This is a genomic window from Stenotrophomonas sp. P5_A8, assembly GCF_056400545.1.
On record NZ_JBFULB010000589.1, the window covers coordinates 1 to 1,010 of the forward strand.

General features: G+C 58.4%; 1 protein-coding gene. It reads left to right on the forward strand.

All coding sequences use genetic code 11. The annotated features are described in order from the left end of the window. A partial coding sequence (locus AC1DQP_RS20875; protein ID WP_478052482.1) for a TraG/VirB4 family ATPase occupies nt 1-851 on the forward strand: 851 nt, incomplete at its 5' end. Nucleotides 852-1,010 lie beyond the last annotated feature (159 nt).

Here is a 1,010-nt window from a genome sequence, read left to right on the forward strand (position 1 = left end):
CACGGGAGGAGGAAGACATCTTCCGCGCCGTGGAGAACATGCTTGATACGCCGATGCATCTGCGCAGCATGACCAATTTCCAGAAGAGTCTGCCCAACATGGGTGACGACGGTTTGTATGCCCGCCTGCGCCGCTGGACCTCCGGCAACTCGCTGGGCTGGGTGTTCGACAATCCGGTTGACACCGTCGACCTGAGCCGGGCGAACATCATCGGCTTTGATTACACCGACATCATCGATAATCCTGAAGTACGCGTGCCGGTCATCAATTACCTGTTGCACCGTCTGGAGTCACTGATCGACGGCCGCCCGCTGATCTATGTCATGGATGAGTTCTGGAAGATCCTTGACGGCGAAGGTGGGCTGAAGGAATTTGCCAAGAACAAGCAGAAGACCATTCGTAAGCAGAACGGCTTGGGCATTTTCGCCACGCAGAGCCCGGAAGACGCGCTGAAGAGCGATATCGCTGCGGCGCTTATCGAACAGACTGCGACGCTGATCCTGCTGCCGAATCCGAACGCAAGCCGTTCGGACTACATCGATGGACTCAAGTTGACCGAAGCCGAATTCAAAGTGGTTACCGCGCTCGACGAACGTTCGCGCTGCTTCCTTGTCAAGCAGGGGCACGCGGCAAGCGTTTGTCAGCTGAACCTGCGCGGCATGGACGACATTCTGTCGGTGATCTCTGCCTCCACCGACAACATCGAAGTCATGCATCGCGTGATGCATGACGCTGCGCAGCGCGAGAAGGTCTCGCAGGCAGAGCTCACCCCGGAACAGTGGCTTGGCGACTTTTACAAGAAACGGAAGGGCTCGCGCCAGTCCTCACCCAGCACGGATGCTGTGGCCTGATTGCGTCTGACGGCCAAGGCTCGGGAACGAATTGACAATGGAGACGATGATGAACAACGCGAAGAATAACCGAATGAACGGCCGCAGCCCGCGCCGCACCCGGCTTGCGGCACTGGTCATGGGCGTGGCGATGTCGGTAAGCGCCACGTCGGTGAACGC